15 protein-coding genes and 1 pseudogene are annotated in these 19,800 nt (G+C 74.8%); 11 read left to right on the top strand and 5 right to left on the bottom strand.

The window, feature by feature from the left end; genetic code table 11:
- The first annotated feature begins 36 nt into the window (after nucleotides 1-36).
- The gene (mug, locus tag ASC82_RS05190; protein WP_056642205.1) at nucleotides 37-522 is read left to right on the top strand and encodes a G/U mismatch-specific DNA glycosylase; all 486 of its coding nucleotides are present in this window, start codon (nucleotides 37-39) and stop codon (nucleotides 520-522) included.
- Nucleotides 523-582: 60 nt separating this feature from the next.
- On the opposite strand, the gene ASC82_RS05185 is transcribed toward mug, so the two are convergent.
- Complete coding sequence (locus tag ASC82_RS05185; protein ID WP_056642199.1) at nucleotides 583-1,005, bottom strand: hypothetical protein; 423 nt, start codon at nucleotides 1,003-1,005, stop codon at nucleotides 583-585.
- A 152-nt stretch (nucleotides 1,006-1,157) separates the two neighbouring features.
- On the opposite strand from ASC82_RS05185, the gene ASC82_RS05180 reads away from it, so the two are divergent.
- Nucleotides 1,158-2,315 (top strand): ROK family transcriptional regulator, encoded by a 1,158-nt coding sequence (locus tag ASC82_RS05180; protein WP_056642196.1) that lies wholly within the window; start codon nucleotides 1,158-1,160, stop codon nucleotides 2,313-2,315.
- Between the two features lie 64 nt (nucleotides 2,316-2,379).
- Here the strand turns inward: ASC82_RS05180 and ASC82_RS05175 are convergent, their stop codons facing one another.
- On the bottom strand, nucleotides 2,380-3,120 hold the full coding sequence (locus ASC82_RS05175; protein WP_056642192.1) for a GntR family transcriptional regulator: 741 nt from the start codon (nucleotides 3,118-3,120) through the stop codon (nucleotides 2,380-2,382).
- Between the two features lie 253 nt (nucleotides 3,121-3,373).
- Entirely contained in the window at nucleotides 3,374-4,279 is a 906-nt protein-coding gene (locus tag ASC82_RS05170) for an RNA polymerase sigma-70 factor (RefSeq protein WP_277914775.1), read from the bottom strand.
- Nucleotides 4,280-4,398: 119 nt separating this feature from the next.
- Here ASC82_RS05170 and ASC82_RS29260 point away from each other — a divergent pair, with 119 nt between their 5' ends.
- Nucleotides 4,399-5,229: an alpha/beta fold hydrolase gene (locus tag ASC82_RS29260; protein WP_079039055.1), complete on the top strand. Its 831-nt coding sequence runs from the start codon at nucleotides 4,399-4,401 to the stop codon at nucleotides 5,227-5,229.
- Between the two features lie 39 nt (nucleotides 5,230-5,268).
- Here the strand turns inward: ASC82_RS29260 and ASC82_RS29865 are convergent.
- Nucleotides 5,269-6,105 (bottom strand): annotated as a pseudogene (locus ASC82_RS29865) (EamA family transporter); the annotation flags it as partial.
- A gap of 181 nt (nucleotides 6,106-6,286) precedes the next feature.
- Between ASC82_RS29865 and ASC82_RS05155 the strand changes: the two are divergent.
- The 8 genes from ASC82_RS05155 to ASC82_RS05120 all read left to right on the top strand — a co-directional run bounded on the left by ASC82_RS05155 (nucleotide 6,287) and on the right by ASC82_RS05120 (nucleotide 18,634).
- Nucleotides 6,287-7,348 (top strand): PucR family transcriptional regulator, encoded by a 1,062-nt coding sequence (locus tag ASC82_RS05155; RefSeq protein WP_056642182.1) that lies wholly within the window; start codon nucleotides 6,287-6,289, stop codon nucleotides 7,346-7,348.
- A gap of 140 nt (nucleotides 7,349-7,488) precedes the next feature.
- Nucleotides 7,489-8,007, top strand: coding sequence for a hypothetical protein (locus ASC82_RS05150; RefSeq protein ID WP_056642179.1), 519 nt, complete (start codon nucleotides 7,489-7,491; stop codon nucleotides 8,005-8,007).
- Nucleotides 8,008-8,097: 90 nt separating this feature from the next.
- On the top strand, nucleotides 8,098-9,522 hold the full coding sequence (locus tag ASC82_RS05145; RefSeq protein ID WP_056642176.1) for a flotillin family protein: 1,425 nt from the start codon (nucleotides 8,098-8,100) through the stop codon (nucleotides 9,520-9,522).
- Nucleotides 9,523-9,662: 140 nt separating this feature from the next.
- Nucleotides 9,663-11,093, top strand: coding sequence for a PLP-dependent aminotransferase family protein (locus ASC82_RS05140; protein WP_242427558.1), 1,431 nt, complete (start codon nucleotides 9,663-9,665; stop codon nucleotides 11,091-11,093).
- A 97-nt stretch (nucleotides 11,094-11,190) separates the two neighbouring features.
- Nucleotides 11,191-12,777 carry an alkaline phosphatase D family protein gene (locus ASC82_RS05135; protein ID WP_056642170.1) on the top strand — a complete coding sequence of 529 codons (1,587 nt, stop codon included), beginning with the start codon at nucleotides 11,191-11,193 and terminating at the stop codon, nucleotides 12,775-12,777.
- A gap of 145 nt (nucleotides 12,778-12,922) precedes the next feature.
- Entirely contained in the window at nucleotides 12,923-14,317 is a 1,395-nt protein-coding gene (locus ASC82_RS05130) for an SWIM zinc finger family protein (RefSeq protein WP_056642166.1), read from the top strand.
- Nucleotides 14,318-14,391: 74 nt separating this feature from the next.
- Nucleotides 14,392-17,055, top strand: coding sequence for a DUF6493 family protein (locus tag ASC82_RS05125; RefSeq protein ID WP_242427557.1), 2,664 nt, complete (start codon nucleotides 14,392-14,394; stop codon nucleotides 17,053-17,055).
- Between the two features lie 130 nt (nucleotides 17,056-17,185).
- On the top strand, nucleotides 17,186-18,634 hold the full coding sequence (locus tag ASC82_RS05120) for a GNAT family N-acetyltransferase (protein WP_056642164.1): 1,449 nt from the start codon (nucleotides 17,186-17,188) through the stop codon (nucleotides 18,632-18,634).
- Here the strand turns inward: ASC82_RS05120 and ASC82_RS05115 are convergent.
- The gene (locus tag ASC82_RS05115; RefSeq protein ID WP_107105843.1) at nucleotides 18,549-19,763 is read right to left on the bottom strand and encodes an aminotransferase class I/II-fold pyridoxal phosphate-dependent enzyme; all 1,215 of its coding nucleotides are present in this window, start codon (nucleotides 19,761-19,763) and stop codon (nucleotides 18,549-18,551) included. The genes ASC82_RS05120 and ASC82_RS05115 overlap by 86 nt on opposite strands.
- Nucleotides 19,764-19,800 lie beyond the last annotated feature (37 nt).

The raw sequence follows: 19,800 nt of genomic DNA, 5'->3' as shown, positions 1-19,800 counted from the left end.
GAGCTGGAGGCCGCTCGCGACCGCGTCGTTCCCGACGTGGTGGCGGGCGGCCTTTCCGTGCTCTTCTGCGGGATCAACCCGGGTCTCATGACGGCGGCGACGGGCCACCACTTCGCCCGCCCCGGCAACCGCTTCTGGCCGGTGCTGCACCTGTCCGGGTTCACGCCGCGGCAGCTGCGGCCGGACGAGCAGGACGAGCTCCTGTCGTACGGTCTCGGCATCACGAACGTGGTGGCGCGGGCGACGGCACGGGCCGACGAGCTGAGCCGGGAGGAGTACCGCGAGGGCGGACGGATCCTGGTCGAGAAGGTGGAGCGGCTCGCGCCGCGGTGGCTCGCGGTCGTCGGCGTCACGGCGTACCGGACGGCCTTCGGTGAGCCGAAGGCGGCCATCGGGCCGCAGGAGCGCGTGATCGGCTCCACCCGGGTCTGGGCGCTGCCCAACCCGAGCGGTCTCAACGCGCACTGGACGGCGGCGACGATGGCGGAGGAGTACGCGAGGCTGCGGGAGGCCGCGTCCTAGGTGGTGTCCGGAAAGTAGCGCCGTCTGCCCGCGGGCCAGGCGGGACTTTCCGGACACCCCCTACGCTCGAGGCGGATCCACCGTGGTCACCAGGGCGAGGAGCTGCAGCGGCAGTTCCTTGTCCCACTGGGAGACCCCCAGGCCTATCCACCGGTCGCCGTCCCGCCACAGGCTCAGCTCCGGGGTGTGGGCGCAGAGGGTGGACCAGGGCTCGGGTAAGGACTCGCCGGCCAGGCTCCGCTCCAGGACGGGCCAGAGGTCGAGCTCCGTCGGCGGGCCCCAGCGGGCGGTGAGCAGGGCGGCGAGCCCGTCCCGTTCCGCTTCGTACTGCTCCTCGGCGAGCGCCCGGCGGGTGCCGTCGTCCTCCCAGAAGTCCTCGCTCGTCGCGAGCTCCGCCAGGTGGAAGCCCGGAGCGCCCCCGGGACCGCCGCAAGGGCGGGAGCGGAGCTCGTCGATCGTCGCCAGTCGCCGTGCCGTGGTCATGGGGCCAGTAAAGCGGCCGGCACTGACAGTTGGCGTGGCGTCAGGGGCGTCGGCGGGGGTCTCGGCCGTCCGCTCCTTGGGGCGGCACTCGCCGCGCCCCGGCCCATTGAGTACCATCCGCCGAAGAGGTGCACGAGCTGGGAGGACACACTGTGGGGCGGCTGACCGGCGGGGATCCGTCTCTGCTGCGGCGGATCAACTCCGCGGTGGTACTTCATGCTCTGCGGGGCGCCGACGCGCCCACGCTCACGGACCTGACCCGGATCACGGGTCTGTCCCGGCCGACGGTCGAAGGCGTCGTCGAGGGACTCATGGAGGGCGGGCTCGTCGTCGAGTCCGCGCCCGAGGAGGGCGAGGCCCGGCGTCAGGGGCGTCCGGCGCGGAGGTTCCGCTTCCGCGCGGAGGCCGGTCATCTCCTCGGCATCGAGATCGGCCCGCACCGCGTGGCCGCCCTGCTCTCCGGTCTCGACGGCCGGATCATTGGCGCCGGGTCCCGCGAGGTGTCGGAGACGGCCCCCGAGGACGAGCGCCTGGACAGGGTGCGCACGGTCGTCGCCGACGTGCTGCGCAGGGCCGGGGTCGCCCGGTCCAATCTGCGCGCCGTGGGCGTCGGGACGCCCGGCATCGTGGAGGCCGACGGCACGGTGCGCCTCGGTACGGCGCTGCCCGGCTGGACGGGCCTCGCGCTCGGCGAGCGGCTGCGCCGCTCCTTCCGCTGCCCCGTGATCGTCGAGAACGACGCGAACGCGGCGGCGGTGGCCGAGCACTGGAAGGGCGCCGCGACCGACTCCGACGACATCGTCTTCGTCCTGGCGGGGCTGAGCCCGGGCGCCGGTTCGCTGATCGGCGGCCGGCTGCACCGCGGCTTCGGCGGGGCGGCCGGGGAGATCGGCGCCCTGCACCTCCTGGGCCGCGGGGTCACCCCCGAGCACCTCCTGTCGACCACCGACGAGCCGCTGCACCCGCTGGACGAGCAGGCGGTCGCCGAGGTCTTCGCGCTGGCCCGCAAGGGCGACGCGCGGGCCGAGGCGGCCGTGGACCGGTTCATCCAGCGGCTCGTGCACGACGTGGCGGCGCTGGTCCTCGCGATCGACCCCGAGCTGGTGGTCGTCGGCGGCTGGGCCGCCGGGCTCGACGGCGTCCTGCCGCCGCTCCGCGAGGAGCTGGCGCGTTTCTGCCTGCGGCCGCCGCGCGTGGTGCTCTCGCTGCTCGGCGAGGCCGCCGTGGGCACGGGTGCGCTGCGACTGGCCCTGGACCACGTCGAGGAGCAGCTGTTCGCGGTCGACGGAACGGTGACGGCCCGCCGCTGAACCGCCGGAGTGGCGGTCCCTCGACGGGCCGTCGCGCGGAGCGCGGGGTGTGGTGCGCGGGGTGTCAGGAGGCCATGACCAGGTCGCCCGAGTCGCCGAAGGTGAGGCGGCAGGTGTCGGCGCGGTACGTGGCGACCGAGACGGCGGCGGTGCGCCCCTCGGAGAGGTAGCGGGTCGTCACGACGAGGACGGGCGCGCCCGGCAGCCGGTCGAGCTCCTTGGCATCGTCGGCGCGGGCCGAACCGAGCTCCACGGAGCGGTCCTGGCCGTCGAGGGCGAGGTGCTGGAGCTCGCGCAGCACAGTACGGGCCCGGGCGGGGCCCACCGGGGCGTCGATGGCGCTGAGGCCGGGCACGGAGGCGGCCGGCACGTACAGCAGCTCGGCGGCGACCGGCTGGCCCTGGGTGACGCGGATGCGGCGCACGACGTGCACGCGCTCGTCCGCGGCGGTCTCCAGGACGCGCGCGACGGCGGCCGGGGCCACGTCGCTGGCGGAGTCCTGGGATTCCCAGGTCTCGTCGCCGACGCCGGGCCAGGCGTGCTGTGCGGTGGAGACGTCCACGCCGACGCGCGGCGGCGCGACCGTGGTGCCGACGCCGCGGCGGCGCTGGAGGCGGCCTTCCAGCTCCAGCTGCTCCAGGGCCTGGCGGAGCGTGGCCCGGGCGACGCCGAAGCGCGCCGCGAGCTCCCGCTCGTTGGGCAGGATCTCTCCGACGGCGAAGTCCGAGTCGAGCGCTTCGCCGATCACTGTCTTGAGGTGCTGGTACTTCGGCTCCGGTACCGATGCCAGCTGCGTGGTCCCCACCCTGATCCTCCGCAATTCGCCGTGTCCCGCGGCGTTTTTCCGCGCCCTTGTTTATTAAAGGTTCCTGCACTAACTCTGCGACCATAAGGCGAGCCACCCCCTTGGTCAAGACCAATCCTCCGTCAACCGGCCCCGAATGTGACCCTCTGACCTAGATCGTTCACAGGACGTTCGCGCCCCCGTGAGCGCGGCGCAGCAAAAGGCCCCGCCACCCGGGGACGGGGGCGGGGCGGTACTGCGGTGGGCGCCGGGGTCAGAGGTCGGCGAGGCCCTGGAGCTTGTCGGGGTTCCGGATGATGTAGACGCACTGGATGTGCCCGTCGCGCACCTCGACCTGGAAGACCGAGTCCGGCCTGCCGTCCAGGAAGGCGACCACGGCGGGAGCGCCGTTGAGTTCGGCGAAGCGGTACTCGTACGTCTCCTGGGCCCCGGTCGCCACGCCGCGGAAGAAGCGGCCGATCTTGTCGGCGCCGTCGATGATCCGCAGCGGGGCCTTGGACTTGCCTCCGCTGTCGCCGACGAGGCGCGCGTCCGGGGCGAGGAGGGCGAGGAGCTCGCCGAGGTCGCCGCCGGACGCGGCGGAGAGGAAGCGCTCGGTGAGGTCGCGGCGCTCGGTCGGGTCGACGTCGTAGCGCGGCTTGCCCTCGTCGACGTGGCGCCGGGCCCGCCCGGCGAGCTGGCGCACGGCCGCCTCGGAGCGGTCGAGGGCGGTGGCGATCTCCCCGAAGGGGAAGCCGAAGGCCTCGCGCAGCACGAAGACGGCCCGCTCCAGGGGGGAGAGGGATTCCAGGACGACGAGGACCGCCAGCGAGACGGAGTCGGCGAGGAGGGCGCGCTCTGCGGTGTCGGGGGCGGTCGGGCCGAAGTCGGTGACGACGGGCTCGGGCAGCCAGGGGCCGACGTAGGACTCGCGGCGGGCCTGGGACTGCCGCAGCCGGTCGATGGCGAGCCGGGTGGTGACGCGTACGAGGAAGGCGCGCGGTTCGCGGACGGCGGCGCGGTCCTCGGCGGTCCAGCGGAGCCAGGCCTCCTGGACGACGTCCTCGGCGTCGGCGGCGCGCCCGAGCATCCGGTAGGCGACACCGAGGAGCATCCGGCGGTGCTCCTCGAAGACGTCGGTCAGGGTGTCGGTCGGCGTGGTCGGGATATCGGTGGGCACGCGTCCATCCCAGCCGACCGTCACCGTCCTGTCCAGTTTCGGCCCGGGGACTTGAACTCCTCGCTACCGGCCGGTAATTCTTGCTGACGCGTCGTCTAAAGAACTGCAGGGGAGTCCGTATGTCCGCACGGATCGCGTTCTCGGTCGGGACCCCGTCGGGTCCCCGTACGGTGTCCCTCGCGTACGAGCGGAGGGGCGCGGGGGAACCGCTGCTGCTGCTCCACGGCATCGGCCACCACTGGCAGGCCTGGGAACCGGTGCTCGACGTCCTCGCCGCCGACCGCGAGGTGATCGCCGTCGACCTGCCCGGCTTCGGCGCCTCGGACCCGCTGCCGGAGGACTGCCCCTACGGCCTCCCCTCCGTCGTCACGGTGCTCGGCGCCTTCTGCGAGGCCGTCGGCTTCGACCGGCCGCACGTCGCGGGGAACTCGCTGGGCGGGCTGCTCGCGCTGGAGCTCGGCCGGGAGAAGCTCGTGCGCTCGGTGACCGCCCTCTCCCCCGCCGGCTTCTGGTCGGAGGCCGAGCGACGGTACGCCTTCGGGACGCTGCGGGCCATGCGGGGCGCGGCCCGGTCGCTGCCCGTGCCGGCGATCGAGCGGCTCGCCCGTACGCCCGCCGGTCGGGCCGTGCTCACCAGCACCATCTACGCGCGCCCCGGCCGCCGTTCACCCGAGGCGGTCGTCGCCGAGACCCTCGCGCTGCGCGGGGCCGCCGGCTTCCACCAGACCCTGGCCGCCGGCCGGACCGCGCCCGTCCCCGGCGACGTGCCCGCCGTCCCCGTCACCGTCGCCTGGGGCAGCAGGGACCGGCTGCTCCTGCGCCGCCAGGGCGTCCGCGCCAAGCACGCCCTGCCCGGCGCCCGGCTCGTGCGGCTGCCCGGCTGCGGTCACGTGCCCATGAACGACGACCCGGCTCTCGTCGCGCGGGTGATCCTCGACGGCAGCCGCTGACCGCGTACGGCTGAAGAGGCCGGTGCCGAGCGCGGCCCCGGCCCCCACGAGGAGGCCGCCTGCCGCCTGCGGGAGCCCGAAGGCGGCGCCCGCGACGAGGGCGGCGCTCAGCGCGGCGGCGACCGGGATCGCCCCGGTATAGAGAGTGGCGCGCTCCATGCCGATCCGCTGGACGCCCATGTAGAAGAGGACGAAGCCGACGACCGTGGCCAGGGCCGCCTGCCAGATCAGGGCGCCCGTCTCCACGGCCGTCGGCACCCGGACGAAACCGGCCCCGTCGACGGCGAGGCCGAGGAGTGCCGCCTCGACCGCGCCGACCCCGCACACGGCGGCGGTCAGCAGCTTCGGCCCGAGCAGCCGCAGCACCGGGACTGCGAGCACCGTGAACCCGACCTCGCCCGCGAGCGCCGCCACCGACCAGCCGATCCCGGCCAGGTCCGTCCGCCCCCAGCCCTGCACGGTGAAGGCGCCCGCGGCGACGAGGAGGGCCCCGTACAGGACGGCGGGGGCGGGCTTGCGGCCCTCGGTCAGCGGGACGAGGACGGCGACGACGACCGGGGCGCAGCCGACGAGGACGCCGGGGACAGCCGGTTCGGCGGTCCGCTCGGCGGCGAGCACCGCGAGGTTGAAGCCGACCATGCCGACGGCCGCGACCGCGCCGAGCCGCAGCCAATGACGGAGCGTCAGGGTGCGGAGCGGGGCGAGCCCGCCGCGGCCGAGCAGCGGGAGCAGGAGCAGACAGGCGGCCGCGTACCGCAGCGCCTGCCCGCCCGCGTACGGATAGGCGCCGAGGAGGCTGTTCGCGGTGAAGGAGGCGCCCACCAGGGCGTAGGCGAGCGTCACGAGGAGGACGCCGCGCAGGGAGTTCGCGTTCATGGTGTCGACGCTAGGAAGCGGCGCGGCCCCGGTTAAGGTCCACTTTCCCTTCGCCATCGGGGACCACTTCCGCTCCGCTTGCGCCCCTCTTCCGTTCCTCGCCCGCGCGCGGGGCGTGTCACGCTTGGTCTCCGCGCGTCAAGAACTCGTCAGGACGCGCAGGGCAGGGGCGGGAGGGGCCGTGACGGAGAAGGAGCCGATCGAGGCGTATCTGGAGGGGTACGCCGAGATCCTCACGGGTGTGTGCGCGGCCGGCCGCAGGCTCACCCGCGACGAGCGCGAGGCCCTGCGCTCCCGGGGCGAGCGGGCCGCGGAGGTCGGCATCGGCATGCGGGACCTCGTCCGCGCCCACCTCTCGGCCGCGCAGCAGGTCCTGCCCGGCGTGCCGCACTCCGCCGTCCGGCATCTGCTGGGCGCCGTGGAGCAGGCCGTCGACGCCTTCGCCGAGGGGCACGAGCGGGCCCAGCGCCTGGCGATACGCCAGGAGGAGGCCGCGCGACGGGAGTTCGTCGACGACCTCCTCTACGGGCGCAGCGACCTCGGGAGGCTCGCGGAGCGCGCGGTGCGCTTCGGGCTGCTCCTGTCCCACGCCCATGCCGTGGCCGTCGCGCGGGGCCCGGAGCCGTACGACGACGGCTGCGCGGTCACGCGGGCCGTCGAGACCTCGCTCCTCGCCCGCTTCGGCGACCGCCGGATCCTGCTCACCACCAAGGACGGGCGGCTGATCTGCCTGGCCCCGGCGGACGAGCCCGAGGTGCTCACCCACTTCGCCAAGCAGGCGTACGCGGCGACCGGCGGCGGTCAGGTCGCCGTCGGCCGTGCGCACCCGGGCGCCGGCGGTGTCGTCCACTCCTACGAAGAGGCCCTCAACGCCCTCGACCTCGCGACCCGCATGGAGCTGGACGACCCGGTGCTCCACGCGGCGGACCTCCTGGTCTATCCGGTCCTCGCCCGCGACCGGCAGGCCATGGCCGATCTCGTCCACACCGTGCTCGGACCGCTCCAGCAGGCGCGCGGCGGCCCGAAGCCCCTGCTCGACACCCTCACCGCGTACTTCGACACCGGTTGCGTCACCGCGCAGGCCGCCCGCCGGCTCGGCCTCAGCGTGCGGGCGATGACGTACCGCCTCGACCGCATCCACCGTCTGACGGGTTCGGATCCCGGCGATCCGGTCCAGCGCTACACCCTCCAGACGGCCGTCGTCGGGGCCCGGCTCCTCGGCTGGCCCGATCAGCCGCTGTGACCCCGGAGCTCCGCCCGTCCCTTTCATCACGGCATCAAGAACGCGTAAAGATTGCCGGGATCCGGCAATGAACATGCGTGCTGTTCCGTGAAAGCCTCCTCGCAGAGGGCGGAACGAGGTCGTACGGGACGGGGGCGCGCATGGGGTGGTTTCTCGGTCTCGGCAGTGCGGGCCTCGTCCTGCTGGCTCTCTCACTGCTCTTCGACGGCATCCTCGAAGGGATCGCCGACTCGATCGGCGGCGGGCTTGGCGGCGGGCTCGACGGGCTCCTCTCGCTTCCGGTGATCGCCGGCTTCGTCTCGGCCCTCGGTTTCACCGGGGCCATCGCGACGGGCGCCGCGGGCGCCGGAGTCCTGGCCGCGACCCTCACGGGCACCGCCGTGGGCGCCCTCGTGGCCTGGCTCACCTGGCGGTTCAGCCGGGCGCTGCTCCGGGACGGCGCGGCGTCCGCGCCGCGGGGCGAGGACCTGACGGGTACGTCGGGTGCGGTGGTCACGGCGATTCCCGCCGGCGGCTACGGCGAGGTCCTGCTCTCTCTGGGCGGGCAGCCGGTCAAGTACGCGGCGAAGGCCGCGGGGCCGGTCGCGCGGGGCACCGAGGTGTGGGTGGAGTCCGTGCCGTCACCGACGTCGGTGACCGTCCGCCCCGTCGAACGCTGAGTCCCCGACCCCGTCGAAGGCCGACTCCGCGCCCGGTCGAATGCCGGCCCCGCCCCCCTCCCACTCATTTCGAAGCAAGGGGAATTCCTCATGAGTCCTGTCCTGGCCGCCGTCGTGGGCATCGTCGTCCTCGTCGTGCTCCTCGGCCTGGCCGTCGTCACCCGCTACAAGGTCGCCGGGCCCAGCGAGGCGTTCATCATCACCGGCAGGCGCGGCAAGCAGGCGACGGATCCCGCCACCGGGCGGGTGTTCACCGACAACAGCGGCCAGAAGGTCGTGGTCGGCGGAGGAGTGTTCGTCGTGCCGTTCGTGCAGCAGAAGTTCACCCTCGACCTGTCGAGCCGGCACATCCCGGTCGCGGTGCGCGGCGCCGTCACCCTGCGCGGGGTGAAGGCCAATCTGGAGGGCGTCGCGATCGTCAAGGTCGGCGGCACCGAGGACTCGATCCGGGCGGCCGCGCAGCGGTTCCTCATGCAGCAGGGCGGCATCGTCGGTTTCACCCAGGAGGTGCTGTCCGGCGCGCTGCGCTCCATCGTCGGCCGCATGTCGGTGGAGGACATCATCCGGGACCGCGCCGCCTTCGCCGGGCAGGTCGCCGAGGAGGCCGAGGCCAGCCTGTCCGGGCAGGGCCTGGTCCTCGACGCCTTCCAGATCCAGGACATCACCACCGAGGGCTCCTACCTGGAGGACCTCGGGCGACCCGAGGCCGCCCGGGCCAAGCAGGAGGCGGACATCGCCGAGGCCGTCGCCCGCCGGGCCGCCGAACAGGCCCGGCTGAAGGCGGAGGAGGAGATCGCGATCGCGCAGCGGACCCTCTACCTGAAGCAGGCCGAGATCAAGGCCCAGACCGACGAGGCCGCGGCCCAGGCGAACGCGGCCGGCCCGCTCGCCGACGCCGCCCGTCAGCAGGACATCCTGGCCGAGCAGGAGAAGGTCGCGGCGCGCCAGGCCGCGCTCACCGACCGCCAGCTCGACACGCAGGTCCGCAAGCCCGCCGACGCCGCCCGCTACCAGGCCGAGCAGGAGGCCGAGGCGCGCCGCATCGCCCTGGTCAAGGAGGCCGAGGCGGACGCCCAGCGGGCGAGGCTCACCGGTGAGGGCGAGAAGGCCCACCGCGCGGCGCTCGCCGACGCCGTACGCATCGAGGGCGAGGCGCAGGCCGCGGCCATCGCGGCGCGGGGCGCCGCCGAGGCCGAGGCGATGGAGAAGAAGGCCGACGCCTTCGCCCGGTACGGCGACGCCGCCGTCCTCCAGATGGTCGTCGAGGTCCTGCCGCAGGTCGTCGCGAAGGCGTCCGAGCCGCTCTCGGCCGTCGACAAGCTGACGGTCATCTCCACCGACGGCGCGAGCCAGTTGACCCGCACCGTCACCGACAACGTCGCCCAGGGCATGGAGCTCCTCTCCTCCACGACCGGCGTCGACCTGACGCAGCTCCTCCAGGGCATCACGCAGCGGAAGCCGGTTCCGGTCCCGGCACCGGCCACCGTCGGCACTCCGGTGGAGATCGGCGAGTAGGCCTGCCCTCCTCGGGTCACCGCGCCCCGGCCCCTCTCCTCCTCGGGTCACCGTGCCCCGGCCCCTCTGCGGAGGGCCGGGGCACGGGCACGACATACTCGTCGGGAGCGGACCCCCAGGAACAGGATCGTGAGGCGGACGTGGCATCGCCCGGGACGAGACAGACCCAGCCGGCCTGGGAGTTGCTGCTTCCGGCGGCCGGCGCACCGGCCCGGCGGCGGGGGCGGGCCCTCCAGGAGGCGCTGCGGGACGCGGTGCGCTCCGGGCGGCTGACGCCGGGGACCCGGCTGCCGTCGAGCCGTGAGCTCGCGGCCGACCTCGGCGTCTCGCGGGGCCTGGTCACCGAGGCGTACGAACAGCTGACCGCCGAGGGGTACCTGCGCAGCGACCGGGGCGCGGGAACGTGGGTGGGCGGAGCGGCCCGTTCGGCCGTGCGCGGAGCCCACGATCGGGCGCCCGGAGTGACCGGGGTCCAGGTGGACTTCCACCCGGGCACCCCCGACCTGTCCCTGTTCCCGAGGGCCGCGTGGGCGGCTGCCCAGCGGACCGTCCTCGCGCGGCTGCCGCACCCGGCGCTCGGCTACCCCGACCCGCGCGGGCTGCCCGAGCTGCGCGAGGCGCTGGCCGGGATGCTGACACGGCGGCGGGGCGTGGTGGCCGACCCGGAGCGGCTCGTGGTCTGTTCGGGCGTGGCGCAGGCGTCGACGCTGCTCGGATTCGTGCTGCGGGCGCGGGGGCTGCGCACGGTCGGCGTCGAGGATCCGGGCAGCCCGGAGCACGGGCGGCTGTTCGCCGCGACCGGCATGGACACGAGGTGGCTGCCGCTGGACGAGGAGGGGCTGCTGCCCGGGCCGCTCGCCGACTCCGGCGTGCGCGCGGTGGTCGTGACGCCCTCGCACCAGTTCCCGTCCGGGATCAGCTGGTCCGCGGGGCGGCGCGCCGCGCTCCTCGACTGGGCGCGGCGGGTGGACGGGTACGTCATGGAGGACGACTACGACGGCGACTTCCGGTACGACCGGGCGCCGGTCGGCGCGCTCCAGGGGCTCGACCCGGAGCGCGTCGTCTACGCGGGCTCGGTCAGCAAGTCGCTGGCGCCGGGGCTGCGGCTCGGCTGGATGCTCGTCCCGGGGGCGCTGCTCGGCGAGGTCGTGGAGCGCAAGCGGACGATGGACCTGGGCAATCCCGTACTCGATCAGGCGGTGCTCGCGGAGTTCGTGACGCGCGGCGGGTACGACCGGCAGCTGCGGCGCTGTCAGCGGGCCTACCGGGAGCGGCGGGACGCGCTGCTCGCCGCGCTCGACGAGCACCTGCCGGGCACGCGGGTGAGCGGGATCGCGGCCGGGCTGCACGTCATCGCGCGCGTGCCGGGGCGGTTCGGGCCCCCGGCGCGGTTCCTGACGCGGGCGGCGGAGGCGGGGGTGGCCGTACGGCCGCTGGAGGAGTACGGCACGGCGCGGCCGGCCGACGGGGACGTCCGGCTCGTCGTCGGGTACGCGCATCTGTCGCCCTCGGTCATCGCGCGGGGCGTCCGGCTCGTGGCGGAGGCGGTGGGCCGGCCCGGCCGGGAGTGATCTGTTCACGCGGGGTTCGTGTGGGCGCCGCCCCCGGCCGTTAGGCAGGGGACGGCGGCGCGACTCCCGCGCCCGGACGCGCTCTTGGAGGTTCTTCATGTCCCACCCCGTGCCCGGTTCCCCGCTCTCCCCCGCGCGGCGCGGTCTGCTGCGCGGGTCGCTGGCGGCCTCGGCGGCGCTCGCGCTCGGCGGCGCCGGCCTCGCGGCCCCGGCGTTCGCGCTCTCGGGGCGGCCGCGGGCCGCCTGGGGCGTGCAGACGGGCGACGTCACGGCCTCCTCGGGGCTGGTGTGGGTGCGGTCGGACCGGCCCGCGCGGATGCTCGTCGAGACCTCGGCGAGCGAGTCGTTCCGGCGGGTGCGCCGCCACCACGGGCCGCTGATCGGCGCGGGCACGGACCACACCGGCACGGTGGCGCTGCGCGGGCTGCCGGCGGGCGAGCAGATCCACTACCGCGTGACGCTGGCGGACCCGGACGATCCGCGCCGGACGGGCGAGCCGGTCGTCGGCACCTTCCGTACGGCCCCGGAGCGGCGGCGCGACGGCGTCCGGTTCCTGTGGTCGGGGGACATCGCGGGGCAGGGCTGGGGCATCAACCCGGACATCGGCGGCTTTCGCGCGTACGAGGAGATGCGCCGCCTGGATCCGGACTTCTTCCTGTGCAGCGGCGACTCGATCTACGCCGACGGGGTCATCCAGCCGAGCGTGACGCTGCCCGACGGGCGGATCTGGCGGAACGTCACGACGCCGGAGAAGTCGAAGGTCGCGGAGACGCTCGACGAGTACCGGGGCAACTTCCGGTACAACCTCCTCGACCACAACGTCCGGGCGTTCAACGCGCAGGTGCCTTCGGTGGTGCAGTGGGACGACCACGAGGTGCGCAACAACTGGTACCCCGGCCAGATCCTGGACGACGCGCGCTACACGGAGAAGGACGTGGACGTCCTCGCTGCCCGGGCGCTGCGGGCGTTCGGCGAGTACACGCCGGTGTCCACCCTCCACGCGCGCGGGAAGACCGGCCGCATGCACCGCGTGGTGCGGTACGGGCCGCTGCTCGACGTGTTCGTGCTCGACATGCGGTCGTACCGGAACGCCAACTCCCCCGGCCGGCAGGCCGACGACACGACGGGCATCCTGGGCGCGGAGCAGCTGGCCTGGCTGAAGCGGGAGCTGGCCTCGTCCACGGCGGTGTGGAAGGTGCTCGCCGCGGACATGCCGCTGGGCCTGGTCGTGCCGGACGGCGCCGCGAACTTCGAGGCGGTCGCGCAGGGCGACCCGGGTGCGCCGCTGGGCCGTGAGCTCCAGATCGCGGAGCTGCTGCGGTTCGTCAAGCACCGCCGGATCACGGGCACGGTGTGGCTGACGGCGGACGTGCACTACACGTCGGCGCAGCACTACGCGCCGGAGCGGGCGGCCTTCCAGGACTTCGAGCCCTTCTGGGAGTTCGTGTCGGGCCCGCTCGCGGCGGGCGGCTTCCCGGCGAACGCGCTGGACGGGACGTTCGGTCCTGAGCGGGTGTTCGTCCGGGCGCCGGAGCGGGCGAACCTGTCGCCGATGGAGAGCCCGCAGTACTTCGGCGAGGTCGACATCGACGGGCACAGCGGCGAGCTGACGGTGCGGCTCCGGGCCGAGGGCGGGTCGGTGCTGTTCAGCAAGGTCCTGCGGCCGGGGCTGGTCGGGCAGTAGGGCCTGCGGCCAGGGCTCGTCAGGCGTCCTCCGGCCGGGGCTCGTAGGGCCTGCGGCCAGGGCTCGTCGGGCGGTAAGTCCTGTTCGGAGGTGGTGCGGAGAGGGTCCCCCGGGATTGTCAGTGGGGGGCCCTACTGTCTTCCTCATGACGCGATCCGTACATGCGCTCGCCTACGCACGCCCGTCCGCCCTGGAGGCGACGGGCTCCGGTCGGCTGCTCGGGCTGGAGACGGCGGGGGGTCTCACGCCCCGCGGCGGCGAGGCCCATCCGCGCTTCTTCTCGGGCTTCCTGACCGCTCCGCAGGTGGCGGCCCGCGGTCTGCTCGCGGTCGCCGACGTGGCGGCGGCGCGCTATCACCAGCGGGTGCGGCCGGCTTCGCTGGACCCGGTGGTGACGGGGAACGGGGACCGGCTGCGGTTCGAGTCCTTCTCGGGCTGCGGCGGGGTGTACGCGCGCCTGGACGTGCTCGACGAGGGCCTGGGCGGTGCGGAGACGGGGCACGGCACGACCAATGTGGACGTCAACGATCCGCTGCGCGAGGCGCTGTCGCGGATGACGGGGGACGATCCGCTGCATCTGCGGGTCGGCCCCGAGGAGATGGCGGTGACCACGCTCGCGGGGGCGGTCGTGGAGAAGAAGGTCCCGCTGCCGGACCGGTGGCTGCGGGGCTTCGCCGAGGCGCAGGTCGCCTCGGCCCGGTTCGACCTGCGGGCCGAGCTGCCGGGGGCGGATGCCGTCCGCTTCCTGCGGTCCCTGCCGCGCGGGCAGGCCCGGGGGCGCGGACCGCTGTGGATCGTCCCGGCGGGCCGGACGCTGCGTCCGACGACGCGGCCGGGTCCTGGTGCGGTGTGTCTGCCGGGTCCCGACCGGCTGGTCGCCCTGGAGCGGGTGCTGCGGCACGCGACGGGGCTGCGGGTGTACGGGCCGGTGCCGGACGGCGCGGCCACCGCGAGCGCCTGGGAGGTGACCCTGCCGGGCATGCGGCTCACGCTGACGCTGTCGCCCGACCCGGCGCGGGGCTTCTCCGGGGAGGGCGGGGTGCTGGAGGCCCTGTCGACGGAGGACGCTGCGGGGGACGCGGAGCTGGTGGCCGTGCTCCTGGCGTGGGAGCCGCGCATCGACCCGGCGGACCTCGCGGCGCAGGCCGGTCTCACGGTCGAGCGGGTGCGGGCGGCGCTGACCCGGCTGGGCACGGCGGGCCGGGTGGGGTACGACGTGGCGGAGGCGGCCTACTTCCACCGGGAGCTGCCCTATGACGCGGACCGCGCCGAGCGGCACAACCCGCGCCTGGTGAGCGCGCGCCGGCTGGTCGCGGAGGGCGCGGTGGAGCTCGAAGGCGAGCTGGCCACGGTGGCCTCGGGCGAGCGGCGCTACCGGGTGCGGGAGTCGGGCGGGGCGCTGAACTGTACGTGCCAATGGTGGGCGGACCACCGGGGGCGGCGGGGCCCGTGCAAGCACGCGCTCGCGGTGCGGATGGCCCGGCGGGGCGCGTCGGGCGCCGAGCCGGTGCCGGGGGCCGGAGAAGCGGTGGTGCGGTGACAGGGCGTGAGCCGGAGGAGCCGGAGGAGTCGAGCGTGGGGGTCGGGGCAGTGACGCGAAGGACGGAGAAGGCCGTGGGGACGACGAAGGCCGAGGGGAACGGGCAGCCGGTGGGGGTCGAGAAGCTGATCGAGGCGGTGCGCGGCGGGCGCGCCGACGAGGTGCCCGCGCTCCTGGAGGGGCTGGGCGCGGCGGAGCGACGGACGGTCCTCGCCGAGCTGAAGTCGCTGCGCACCGAGGTACGGGGCTGGGAGCGGCAGCGCCCGAGGGACGCGGCCGACGTCCGGCGCGCGCTGTACGTGGCGGGGGCGGGCTGTCACCCGGGGGCGGCCGGGGCGGCGACCTGGCTCGGTGGCCGTGATCTGCTGGCCTGGCGCTCGGAGGACGGTGGTCTGGTCCTCCGGGTGGTCGACGGTCTCCCTCCGGAGTGGCTGGCCGACCTGGCCGGCCGGCTCGCCTCGCGGCCGGCGGTGGCGGAGCACAGCTACGAGTTGATCCGCGGCCTTGTGGAGCGGTCCGGCCGCCCGGTGCCGGCGACCGACGGCTACGTCCTGGGCTGGGCGTGGCAGTTCCGCGCCGGCAGTCGCTGGAGGCGGTCGTTCGAGGGCCCCTCGCTCCTGGAGCGGCTGCGGGAGGATCCGCAGACACCGGCCCTGGTGGTCCATGCCCTCTCGATGGCGGAGAGCCCCGACCAGTTGACCTGGACGGTCACCGAGGCTCCCCACGCGCACTGGCCCACCGCGGTCGCGGCGCTCGTCGCGGAGGGCGTGGTGGACCGGGCCGCGGTCCTGGACGCCGCCGTCTCCCGGTTGTTGCGGGGCGGCCGTCCGCGCGACCTGAGGTTCCCGCTGGACGTGCTGCGGTTGGTCGAGCCGACCGCGGCGGAGTTCCGGGAGCGGATCCCGGACCTGGTCGGGATGACGGCGGACACGCCGTCTCCGATCGCGGGGTACGCGCAGGAGGTGCTGGCGGAGCTGGCGGAGGAGGGGGCGCTGTCGACGGCCGCGCTGGCCGAGATGACGAGTGCGGTGCTGTTCCGGACCGAGAAGAAGCTCGTGCGGGCCCAGTTGACTCTGGTCGGCAAGGCGCTGGCGCGCGATGCGGGCGCGGCGGACGAGCTGCTGCCCGCGGTGGCGGAGGTCTTCGGGAACGAGGACACCGACCTCCAGGGGCGCGCGCTGAAGCTGGTGGCCCGTCATCTGTCCGCCGTGGACGACTCCGTACGGCGGGAACTGGCCGCTCAGGCCGGGCTGCTGAGCCCGGCGCACCGGCAGACCGCCGTGGCGCTGTTCGGGGAGGCCCTGGAGGAGGAGCCCGGGTTCCCGTACGAGGAGATCCTGCCGCCCGTGCCCGGGGCGCAGCCGGTCGGGCCGCCGGCGTCGACGGTCGAGGAGTTGGTGGAGGACCTGCTGGCGAAGGGGGTCTCCGAGGATCCGGTGCGGTTCGAGCGTGCCCTCGACGGTGTGGTGCGGCACGCGCACCGGGACCGGGAGGCGGTGGCTCGGGCGGTGCGGGAGGCGTTCGCCATCGAGGTCTGGCAGGAGCCGCACCACTTCTCCAACGACTTCCGCGCGCTCCACGCGGTGCTCGCGGGGTTGCTCGGGCTGCTGGAGCCGTCGTGGATCGAGGACCGGCGGGCCCGGGAACCGGAAAGCACGGCCTGCTTCCACGAGGCACTGACGGGCATCAGGGACGCGCGGCTGTGGGAGGCCTCCGCGCTGATCGGCACGGACGCGCTGCCGCTGCTGCTCGCCTCGCCGACCGTGAGCACGGGCGGTATCGATCCTCTGGTGCTCGTCGAGCGTCTGCGCGTCTACCGGGACGCGGGCGTCGAGCCCGCCCCCGCCGATCTGGCCCAGGCCCTGCTGCGGGTCCTGCGGACCGGCCCCGATGCCGGGCGGGCGGAGGAGGAGGCGTCCGCCCTCGGCACCGTGGCCGGGCGGCGGCTCGGCGCGTGGCTGCGGGCGGACGAGCCGCTGGCGGCGACCGTGCGGTTCCTCGGGCGGGAGGAGGACCGGTCCCTGGAGACGTGGTCCGTCTTCCAGCGGCTGGTGGTCGAGCTCGCCGACCGGGCCGTGGTGCGGGAGGAGTTCCCGCCCGCCTTCCGGTGGCTGGGCGGCACGCTGGAGACGGCGCCCCGCCGCTGCTACCACTGGGTCACCGGCGTGGAGCACTGGGCCCCCGTCCTGCCGGCCGACCGTGAGGTGCTCGCCGCCTGCTTCGTACCGTCGCTCGCGCGAGGCGGCAGCTCGCGGGAGACGACCGAACCGCTGACCGGGCTGGCCGAGGCGGAGGGCCGGGTGGGCCGGGCCGTCGCCGTCGCCCTCGCGCTCGCCCTGGGCGCCGGGGACGCCGACGACCGGCTGCGGGCCGTGGACGCGCTGCTCGTGCTCGCGTCCCGGGGCGACCTGGACGGGCGGCAGGTCGGCGAGGAGCTGGCGTGGCTCGTCGCCGAGGGCTCGGTGAAGCCGAACCGGCTGGCGGACGCCGCCCGGACGGCGGCGATCACGGGGGCGTACGGGACGGTGTGGGCGGTGCTCGGGGCGGCGCTCCCCGAGCTGCTGGACGGCGGGAAGCCGGTGCGCGGCCTCGGCGAGGTGCTCGCGGTGGCGGCCGACTGCGTGGAGCGGTGCGGGGCGCGGGGTGACCTTCCCGGGCTCGACGGCCTCGCTTCGGGCAAGGGCTCCTCACAGCTCGTGGTGCAGGCGAAGCGGCTGCGGGACGCGCTCCGCCCATGAGCCGCTCAAGGGGCCGATCAGACTCTGACTCAAACGGTCCGAATCGGCCCCTAAGGCACCAGATCGGCGCTTAACCCGTCAGTCACAAAACGTTCGTGATCACGCAACACCGCTGGGTCACAGTGAAGCCATGACCGATGTGACGTCTTCGAAGACCGCCCGCCGTCCGCACCACTGGCGGCACGACCTGATCGAGCTCGCCGCCCTCTTCACCGCCGTGGTGGTGGCCGACACGATCGCCAAGACCATCGTCAAGGGCCCCGACGGCCAGTACCTCCTGGTGTTCTCTGCGATCGCGCTGGTCGCCACCGCCGCGTTCCACACCTGGTGGGCGCGGAGGCACAGTCATGCCAGTCATGCGCCGCCGCCCGCAGGAGCCTCAGGGGGTGACACCGGCGAGCGCTCCGCCACGGCTCCGACGGCCGCCGAAGGTGACGGCGCCGAGGACGCCCCGCGGCCGCCCGCCGAGACCGTGCTCTGGCGCATGCGGACCACCGTCGAGGACACCCCGGGCAGTCTCGCCGCGCTGTGCACGGTGCTCGCCCGGCTGGGCGTGGACATCCTGACCCTCCAGACCCATCCGCTCGCCCGGGGCACGGTCGACGAGTTCCTGCTGCGCGCCCCCGCCGACCTCTCCGCCCAGGCCCTCGCCCGCGAGACCGCGGCGGCCGGCGGCCGCGACACCTGGACCGAGCGGGCCGACGCCCACGACCTGGTCGACACGCCGACCCGGGTCCTCGGCCTCGCCACCCGTACCGCGCTCGACGCGGCCGAACTGCCGCTGGCGCTGCGCCAGCTCCTCGGCCGCTGCACCCTCCACTCCGTGCCCGCGCTCTCGCTCACCGGCCGTCCCACCGGCGAACAGGCCCCGGTCGAAGGAGTCCTGGAGGAGACCGTGATGCGGCTGCGCGACCCGCACGGCGGCACGCTCATCGTCGAGCGGCCCTATCTCCCCTTCACCCCGACCGAGTTCGCCCGGGCCCGCGCGCTGGTCGAGCTCGACGCCCGGCTCGGCCCGCGTCTCCCCCGCAGCCAGGACGTGCTGACCCTGCCGGAGGGCAACGAGATCACCGTCCGCCGCGCGGACCAGCGCGACCTGCGGGCCGCGCGGGCCATGCACGACCGCTGCTCGGCCCGTACCCTCGGCCTGCGCTACCACGGCCCCGTCGGCGACGCCGACCGCTACCTCGACCACCTGCTCAGCCCCCGCTTCGGACGCACGCTCGCCGTCCAGACGACCTCCGGCCGGCTCGTCGCCCTCGGCCACCTCCTGTGGGACGGCGACGAGACCGAGGTCGCCCTGATGGTCGAGGACGACTGGCAGCGGCGCGGCATCGGCTCCGAGCTCCTCGGCCGGCTGGTGGCGATGGCCGAGGAGGCCGGCTGCGAGAGCGTGTACGCCGTGACGCAGGCGTCCAACACCGGGATGGTGGCCGCCATGCGGGCGCTCCAGCTCCCCCTCGACTACCAGATCGAGGAGGGCACGCTCGTCATCACCGCGCGACTGGCCGCAGCACCGCGCCAGAGCCCTCGCTCGCCGTCGCGGCCTCACGAGGAGGTGCGACCGGCGGAGCGCTGAGCGCCTGCGTCAGGTCCCTCCAGAGGTCCTCGACGTCCTCCAGGCCGACCGACATGCGCAGCAGCCGGTCGCTGACGCCCGCCGAGCGCCGGTCCCCCTCGGCCACGATGCGGTGGCTGATGGAGGCCGGGTGCTGGATGAGGGTGTCGACGCTGCCGAGGCTGACCGCCGGGGTGATCAGCCGCACTCCGGCGATCACGTCGTGCGGGTCGCCGTAGACCTCGAAGGCGATCATCGCGCCGCCGATCCGCGGGTAGTGGACGCGGGCGATCCGGGGGTCGGTGGCAAGCCGCCGGACGAGCTCCGCGGCCGAGTTCGACGCCGCCCGCACCCGCACCGGAAGGGTGGACAGGCCCCGGAGCAGCAGATAGCCGGCGAGCGGGTGGAGCACGCCGCCGGTGGCGAAGCGGACCTGGCGGAGGGTACGGGCGAACTCCTCGTCGCAGGCGACGATCCCGCCCATGACGTCGCCGTGCCCGCCCAGGTACTTGGTCGCGCTGTGCAGCACGATCCGCGCGCCCTGCTCGACGGGCCGCTGGAGGACCGGCGTGGCGAAGGTGTTGTCCACCAGGAGCGGCACGGAGCCGCAGGAGTGGGCGAGGGCGCGGATGTCGGCCTCGGCGAGGGTGGGGTTCGCCGGCGACTCGACCATGACGAGGCCGGTGTCGGGGCGGATCGCGTCGGCGATGCCCGCCGGGTCGGTCCACGTCACCTCGGTGCCGAGCAGCCCGGCCTCCAGGAGGTGGTCGCTGCAGCCGTAGAGCGGACGGACCGCGACCACGTGGCGCAGCCCCTGGCTCGCCCGGGCGAGGAGGACGGCGGTGAAGGCCGCCATGCCGCTGGCGAAGGCCACGGCGGCCTCGGTGCCCTCCAGGCGGGCGAGGGCCTCCTCGAAGCGGGCCACGGTGGGGTTGTCGAGCCGGGCGTAGACGGGCGGGCCGTCGAGCCGGGCGCCCGTGGTGGCGAACTCGTCGATGCGGGCGGCCTCGGCCCGGGCGTCGTACGAGGGGTAGGTGGTCGACAGGTCGAGCGGCGGGGCGTGCACTCCGAGCGTGGCGAGGTCCTCGCGGCCGGCGTGCACGGCTTCGGTGGCGAGCGCCCTCGGGGTGGCCGAGGGGTCGCGGTCCATGGCGTCCATGGCGGCACTGTGAACGTTTACCGGAAGG

This window comes from Streptomyces sp. Root431, assembly GCF_001426585.1.
In the GTDB taxonomy this organism is placed as follows: domain Bacteria; phylum Actinomycetota; class Actinomycetes; order Streptomycetales; family Streptomycetaceae; genus Streptomyces; species Streptomyces stackebrandtii.
This window is presented reverse-complemented; position numbering and strand designations above follow the sequence as displayed.

Bases quoted from the DNA above. Each gene is read 5' to 3' on its own strand.
- ASC82_RS05115 (WP_107105843.1), bottom strand. From the start codon at position 19,763: ATGGACCGCGACCCCTCGGCCACCCCGAGGGCGCTCGCCACCGAAGCC.
- ASC82_RS05120 (WP_056642164.1), top strand. From the start codon at position 17,186: ATGACCGATGTGACGTCTTCGAAGACCGCCCGCCGTCCGCACCACTGG.
- ASC82_RS05135 (WP_056642170.1), top strand. From the start codon at position 11,191: ATGTCCCACCCCGTGCCCGGTTCCCCGCTCTCCCCCGCGCGGCGCGGT.
- ASC82_RS29260 (WP_079039055.1), top strand. From the start codon at position 4,399: ATGTCCGCACGGATCGCGTTCTCGGTCGGGACCCCGTCGGGTCCCCGT.
- ASC82_RS05145 (WP_056642176.1), top strand. From the start codon at position 8,098: ATGAGTCCTGTCCTGGCCGCCGTCGTGGGCATCGTCGTCCTCGTCGTG.
- ASC82_RS05130 (WP_056642166.1), top strand. From the start codon at position 12,923: ATGACGCGATCCGTACATGCGCTCGCCTACGCACGCCCGTCCGCCCTG.
- ASC82_RS05185 (WP_056642199.1), bottom strand. From the start codon at position 1,005: ATGACCACGGCACGGCGACTGGCGACGATCGACGAGCTCCGCTCCCGC.
- ASC82_RS05150 (WP_056642179.1), top strand. From the start codon at position 7,489: ATGGGGTGGTTTCTCGGTCTCGGCAGTGCGGGCCTCGTCCTGCTGGCT.